5 protein-coding genes, 1 other RNA gene and 1 pseudogene are annotated in these 7,258 nt (G+C 43.5%); 6 read left to right on the forward strand and 1 reads right to left on the reverse strand.

The features are described from left to right. Window positions 1-46: 46 nt before the first annotated feature. Window positions 47-628 carry a hypothetical protein gene (locus IM479_RS17540; protein WP_287687715.1) on the reverse strand — a complete coding sequence of 194 codons (582 nt, stop codon included), beginning with the start codon at window positions 626-628 and terminating at the stop codon, window positions 47-49. Window positions 629-833: 205 nt separating this feature from the next. Here IM479_RS17540 and pyrH point away from each other — a divergent pair, with 205 nt between their 5' ends. From pyrH to IM479_RS17570, 6 genes and pseudogenes are all read left to right on the forward strand, one after another. Next, window positions 834-1,556: a UMP kinase gene (gene pyrH, locus IM479_RS17545; RefSeq protein ID WP_158200398.1), complete on the forward strand. Its 723-nt coding sequence runs from the start codon at window positions 834-836 to the stop codon at window positions 1,554-1,556. Between the two features lie 13 nt (window positions 1,557-1,569). Beyond that, window positions 1,570-2,091, forward strand: a complete 522-nt coding sequence (gene frr / locus IM479_RS17550; protein WP_416361047.1) for a ribosome recycling factor — start codon at window positions 1,570-1,572, stop codon at window positions 2,089-2,091. A 688-nt stretch (window positions 2,092-2,779) separates the two neighbouring features. Further along, window positions 2,780-3,082: pseudogene (locus tag IM479_RS17555) on the forward strand (IS1 family transposase); the annotation flags it as partial. A gap of 247 nt (window positions 3,083-3,329) precedes the next feature. Further along, window positions 3,330-4,622: an HhoA/HhoB/HtrA family serine endopeptidase gene (locus IM479_RS17560; protein ID WP_287687713.1), complete on the forward strand. Its 1,293-nt coding sequence runs from the start codon at window positions 3,330-3,332 to the stop codon at window positions 4,620-4,622. A gap of 811 nt (window positions 4,623-5,433) precedes the next feature. Continuing rightward, window positions 5,434-5,824: a transfer-messenger RNA gene (gene ssrA, locus IM479_RS17565) on the forward strand. Window positions 5,825-5,833: 9 nt separating this feature from the next. After that, window positions 5,834-7,000 (forward strand): pyridoxal phosphate-dependent aminotransferase, encoded by a 1,167-nt coding sequence (locus IM479_RS17570; protein WP_287687712.1) that lies wholly within the window; start codon window positions 5,834-5,836, stop codon window positions 6,998-7,000. Window positions 7,001-7,258: the final 258 nt, after the last annotated feature.

Here is a 7,258-nt window from a genome sequence, read left to right on the forward strand (position 1 = left end):
CCCCAACCCCCAACCCCCACCGAAAAACTTTTTCAGCAAACCCTAATTAGGCAAGGGATTCTCCCACTTCTAAGAGGGGACAAAAGGGAAAATAGGGGGAAACCGTCCAACGATAGAATTTTTTGCTGCTGGTGGACTGAAGATTAAAACGCAGGGAAACAAAGGGGAAAAAGGGAGATACGGAACAATTCCAACTGAAAGCCGGCTTAGAAGTGCTATTATCGCCCTGGAAAGACCAAGCAGGGTATTGAAAAACCTCCCGGACGAGGGATTTTCCTTCATCGCTAACTTGGGCGCAGCTGCGACTAATGCCCGAAACCAAACAGAAACTATTACCGATACAATTGTCATTAGAAGCCACGATCAGGAGATCTTCCCCGGTGGTGGTTAGTTCAAAAGCGATAAAATCTCCAGCTTGCCAACGACTAAGGACTTGTCCCTGGGCATTCTGGTAGATAGCGCTGCAGTTTTCGGGATCGAGAAGACGATTACTATCGGGATCTAAGTAACCGCAAACCTTTCCCATCAGACGAGTTCCATCCTGAAACCCATACACCCAATCAAAGGTATCGATCTTAGCGGCCCCTTGATTGCTTTTGTTGACCAATAGTAATCGATCGCTGACCACGGTTATTAATTCTCTATAAAACTAAGCTTCCCTTAATAACAAAGGTATCACTAAATACAAATTTCCCAACAAAAAGATTTATTAAGTTTAGCTTCTCGTCCCTCTGGGAGAGTGAACCAGTCAGCTTAAATCAAGGCCAAAACCTGCTATCTTATGGGGAGACAAAAATTATCTAGATCTTGTTTTAGCGAGTGGTAGTAAGGGCATGGCGTACAAGCGGGTATTATTAAAACTGAGTGGGGAGGCCCTGATGGGCAATCTCGGCTATGGGATCGACCCGATGGTGGTTTCCGCTATCGCTCAGGAAATCTCCGAAGTGGTTGACCAAGGCATCCAATTGGCGATCGTGGTCGGTGGGGGCAATATTTTTCGCGGGGTGAAAGCCGCCTCGGCCGGCATGGATCGGGCCACAGCCGATTATATTGGTATGATAGCAACAGTCATGAACGCTATGACCTTGCAGGATGCCCTAGAACGAGCGCAAGTACCGACTAGGGTATTAACGGCGATTGCCATGCAGGAATTGGCTGAACCCTACATCCGCCGGCGAGCAATCCGTCATCTGGAAAAAGGTCGGGTGGTGGTTTTCGGTGCGGGATCGGGTAATCCTTTCTTTACCACCGATACCACGGCGGCCCTGCGCGCTGCCGAAATCGATGCGGAAGTGGTGTTTAAAGCGACGAAAGTGGATGGAGTTTATGATTCCGATCCCTCCCATAACCCTAAGGCGCGACGCTTTCAAAGTCTTACCTACGGTCATGTGCTGACTCATGATCTGCGGGTGATGGACGGAACGGCGATCGCTCTGTGCAAGGAAAATAATATCCCGATAGTCGTTTTCGATCTGTCGGTAGCAGGTAATATTGTTCGCGCTGTCAAAGGTGAACCCGTTGGAACATTGGTAGGAGGATTCTGTGAAGTTAGCTGAAGTTCAAGACCATATGCACAAAACCGTCGAATCAACCCAGAGAGCTTTTAATACGATTCGCACCGGCCGGGCAAATGCTTCTCTTTTAGATCGGATCGTGGTGGAGTATTATGGCATGGAAACTCCCCTCAAGTCCCTAGCGACCATTAGCACTCCCGACGCGACCACGATCGCCATTCAACCCTTCGATCGTACCAGTATGGGGGCGATCGAAAAGGCGATTTCTCTGTCGGACGTGGGTTTAACCCCCAGTAATGACGGTCAGATCATTCGTTTAAATATCCCTCCCCTGACCAGCGATCGCCGCAAGGAATTGGTCAAATTAGCGGCGAAATTGGCCGAAGAAGGAAAGGTGGCTATCCGCAATATTCGCCGGGATGCGATCGATGCTATCCGTAAACAGGAAAAAGGTCACGAAATTTCTGAGGATGAATCGAGGGATTTACAGGATCAAGTGCAGAAATCCACCGATAAATTTATCGCCAAAATCGAGGATTTGTTAACGACAAAAGAAAAAGATATCATGACCGTTTAAGTTTTTTTCTCCTAATGGATAGAACAGGCTTTTTGTCTGTTCTATTTAGCTTTTTATCCCTATTTAAAAGGTATAGGGGAGTGAGAAGGTTTGGGGGTGAAGTCTTTCCGTATCGCGGCATCTCAGGTTCTACCATTTTCTTTATTCGTGGCAGGCATCCTACTCCCCCTCTCCCACCCCCGCCTTGGGGGCAAGGGTAATTAACCATCTCTGCCATTACTTTAGAAAATTTCTTCTTTCTGCTAGTTGATTGATCATAATAGCCGTACATTTTCGATCATGAGTAATCACTAAACAAGAATTTTTTTCTGGTAATAATTGTTAAAATTGAGGCAGTTTTAAAGCATCATTATGACGGGTATTATACTAAATACGGTTATTAAAAACTGATTATTTATCCCCCCCTTTTGCCTGTCCTTATAAGTAGGGTTTGCTGAATAATGGTAAAACCCTTTTAAAATAAGGCTTTTGACCTGTTAAAATCTGATGTTCATGCTGCGAAAATCGGATTGGGACCCTCAAAAACCTTGCATTATCCTTCTTATAGTACATAAACTGGTACGAAAAGAGAGGGCAACAAAGCCTGAAACGACCGGCTCCTGACTCGGAGACTCCTGACTCCTAACCCCACCAACAAACTTTTTCAGCAGACCCTAAGTAGCCTATGCTCAACAGATTTAGTATTATTGGTTGCTATTTAGGAGATAGGAGTCGTCAATCAGCCAAAAAACTTTGGGGCCAGTTTACCCGGTGTTTACCGACAATGTGCTGTTACTTACACAGACTTTTGGGAGTCCTATAAGACAGTAATTCCGAGTAAACGTCATCGACCGGTCGGGAAAGAAACTGGTCAAACTAATCCTATTGAAAGATTAAATAATACCTTTCGACAAAGGATTTCTCGGCTGGTGAGAGAGAGTCTATCTTTCTCTAGCAAAATGGAGAATCACGTTGGGGAGCCCTTTGGTATTTTATCCATGACTACAATGCACAGCAAAGCAAAGGATTAAGCCTCCATCACTACTACCGAATCACCACCCTCTATCTTTCTATCTGTCTATCCACTAGGATAATGACCTTGCAATCAAAACTTCATGTCTGCGTCACAGTAAGTTCATATCCCCAGCCTAAATTAGAGATAGTCAGTCCCAAGCCGTTTTCCGAAACACTCCTCTCACACCCACGATTATTAGGACTGACTTTTATTCCCTTCTCAGAATGGTTAAACAATAAAAACTATGACTCGCAATATTTTTAACGATAATATCTCCCCGCGCAACGAAGGCAATCCTAAACGCTCCAAATCTTCTGGGATGAAAAAACTTTTTGCCTATTCCTCTTTACTGGTTTTGGGTGTCGGGTTAGGCATCGGGGCCACCTACGCCTACAGTCAAAATCCTCTAGAATTAGCCCAAAATATTGCCCCCGCTGCCAATAATCCTCGCCCTTCCACACCGGCCGCAGCCGCTCCCTCGTCTCTTGCTATTCCTACCAATTTTGTCGCTTCTGTGGTGCAAGAAGTGGGGCCGGCGGTGGTAAGAATTAATGCTTCTAGGGAAGTCAATGGAGGCGGTGATTTTTCGGAATTTGCTAACGATCCTGTTTTCCGTCGCTTCTTTGGTTCCCAAATACCCGATCGAGGAGAAAAACAAGTTCAAAGAGGTACAGGTTCGGGGTTTATTATCAGTAATGACGGTAAAATTATCACCAATGCTCACGTTGTCGAGGGAGCAGATAAGGTGACTGTCACCCTCAAAGATGGTCGCACTATCGATGGCAAAGTTTTAGGTAGTGATCCTTTAACTGATGTGGCAGTGGTACAGGTGGAAGCGAGCAATTTACCCACGGTTAAATTAGGTAATTCTGATAGTTTACAGGTGGGAGAATGGGCAATTGCTATCGGTAATCCTTTGGGATTAGATAACACTGTCACCACGGGGATTATTAGTGCCAAAGAACGTCATAGCTCCCAAATTGGTGCTAGTGATAAACGGGTGGATTTCCTGCAAACCGATGCGGCAATTAACCCCGGAAATTCCGGCGGACCTTTGTTAAATTCTCGGGGAGAAGTTATCGGAGTTAACACTGCTATCATTCAAAATGCCCAGGGTTTAGGTTTTGCTATTCCGATTAAGACTGCCGAAAGAATCGCCGAACAATTAATCACCACGGGTAAGGTGGAACATCCCTATCTCGGTGTTCAAATGGTACAGTTAACTTCGGAGGTAAAAGAACAATTAGCCGATAGTCCTATGGCTGATAATTGGACTATCCCCGATGATTCTGGTGTCTTGTTAGTGCGGGTGATGAGAGATTCTCCTGCCGCAGAAGCGGGATTGCGATCGGGTGATGTGTTAAAGTCTGTAGGTGGTAAGAATGTCACCGATCCCGATGCGGTTCAGGAAATTGTTGCTAATACTCAAATCGGCGATAATTTACCCGTAGAAATTAGCCGGGAAGGACAAAAAATTAATCTGAATATTCAAGTTGGTAGCTTGAATACTGCTAACAGATCCCAGTCTGAAAAATAAGTGGTAGAAGACCTAAACTTTATAGAGAGCTTGTTAGTAAGCTCTCTATATTTCTGGTTTTACTTTTGGCTCTTGAATCCAATAATTATGCTGTAATAGTCTTTCCTGTGGTTACTGTGGGGAGGGAAAAGTCAGAGACAATTAGGGCAAAATGATAAGTATTTTATATGTAAATAGCTTCAATGCTTAAAAATATTTAAATTTACAATCGGTAATATTTATTTTTACTTAAGAATTTATTGAGAATAATTTTTATTTATTTACGAGGTGGCAATACTTCCAGCGATTCTGGTATAATTTTGCATTATGCTATGGTGGGCTTCACTGTAATTTTTAGGGTTTTAATGATCTGGGTTGTCTTAAAACCCTTGCTAAATCTAGACTTTTCCCTTGAGCAAAACCAAACACTTTCGCCAATTCTCCCTTTTTTTCCGAACAACGTTGATCTAATTTTTGTGTAGTTTTGTTGCCAAGTCAAATTTTTTTTGACAAAATGCCTAAATTGTGGTATGGAGATAGATTGTTGATAGGTGGCAATTCAAACCGAGGCAATCAATAATTAGGGGAGGGTTAGGGAATTTAACCGAAAATTGGGAAGATTCAGAAGAATTAGCCGAAGAACTGGATAATATCTGGGACGAGAGAACCTGATGGCTTATCTCTTTGATACCGATGCCATTTCAGAAAAATCAGCGATAAAAACCTTTTTTACCGATCTAGCCCGGCTCTAACGCCTGGGAAGGGAAAAATCCTCAATTGAGCCGAAATTAGCTTAATCAAAAAATATGCTATAATCAGAATGTAAGCACAAGGGGCCGTAACGGTTTCGACAGGTTAGCGAAAGCTCCCCCGTGATACAGGTCGAGAGTGAGTCTCCTCTCGTAAATCAAAGGCTCAAACAAAAAGTAAATGCGAACAACATCGTTCCTTTCGCTCGTAAAGCCGCTCCTGTAGCTGCCTAATAGTCTCTAATCGACTCGAGCATTCATAGTTTGACTCCGTTAAGGACTATGGATAAACCCCCAACGGATGCCACGTTTAACTTTCTCTAGTTAGTTAACCGTCTAAGCTTTAACTAGAGCATCCCACTGTCCGGGATAAGTGACAGTCCCCGTTTCGAGGGTAATCGAAACTAAACCTGTGAATGAACGGACAGTCAATACCTAATTTGGACAGCAGTTCGACTCTGCTCGGCTCCATTGATTACTTGAATGAGGAACCTTCTCTCCCGCATGGACGGGGTACAAACACCGATAATTCCCGTGGTCGGTCAGTTAATTAAAGCGAACCCCGGTACTATTTCCCTAGGTCAAGGGATTGTTTCCTATGATCCACCCCGGGAGGCGATCGAATCTCTATCTTTATTCTTAGCCAATACCAAAAATCATCAATATCAATCTGTGGCGGGAATTCCCCCCTTATTAGCAGTAATTCGGCAAAAACTAGCCGAAGATAATCGGGTAGAAATCAGCGATAAACAGGCAATTTTTGTGACGGCGGGCAGTAATATGGCTTTTATGAATGCCATTTTAGCCATTACTTCCCCGGGGGATGAAATTATTCTCAACACTCCCTTTTATTTCAATCATGAAATGGCCATAAAAATGGCTAATTGTCAAGTAATTTTGGTCGCCACAGACAAAAATTATCAATTGCGTCCAGCCGCCATTGAAGAGGCAATCACGGAAAAAACTAAGGCAGTGGTGACGATTTCTCCTAATAATCCCACGGGAGTAGTTTATCCAGAAAATACCCTAAGAGAAGTCAATCGCATCTGTCAAAAAAAGGGCATCTATCACATTCATGATGAGGCCTATGAGTATTTTACCTATAATCATGCCCGCCACTTTTCCCCGGCGGCAATTGTTGGTAGTGAATCCTGGACTATTTCCTTATTTAGTCTCTCAAAAGCCTACGGTTTTGCCAGTTGGCGCATTGGTTATATGGTAGTACCAGAACATTTATCTGAGGCGATTAATAAGATTCAGGATACTATTTTAATCTGTCCGCCGGTAGTTTCGCAATACGCGGCTCTGGGAGCGTTACAGGTGGGTAAAAGCTATCCTTTAGAACAGTTAAAAACCATCATTCAAGTTAGAGAAATTTGCCTGAATGCTCTAGAATCGATTAGGGATATCTGTGATGTTGCCACTGCGGAAGGGGCTTTTTATTTCTTCCTGAAAATTACCACAGACAAGAATGATTTTCAGTTAGTTAAAAGTTTAATTGAGCAGCAGCGGGTGGCGGTGTTACCCGGTTCAACTTTTGGGATAACGGAAGGCTGTTATTTGCGTCTTGCCTACGGTGCTTTATCTCCAGAAACGGCTTTAGCGGCAGTGGAAAGATTGGTAAAAGGACTGCGTTATTTTAGTCAGTGATTTTGAAGAATAAATACTGGCTTTCTTTCTTGGTTTTTACTTTACCACAACTGATGAAAAACATTCTCTTGTCCATGGATGGGGTACAAACACCGAATTATTGCCGTGGTCGGTCGATTAATTAGGGTCTGCTGAAAAAGTTATTGAAAAGCACAGGTCTCTTAATCAATGATTTCACTTAGCTACAAGCATAAGCTTTAGTTGTTGATTAGCTTCTAAGCTATAACTTATTGTCATCATTGACCGAGAAAAAGTGCG

It is taken from the genome of Microcystis sp. M165S2 (genome assembly GCF_020245885.1).
GTDB lineage: Bacteria > Cyanobacteriota > Cyanobacteriia > Cyanobacteriales > Microcystaceae > Microcystis.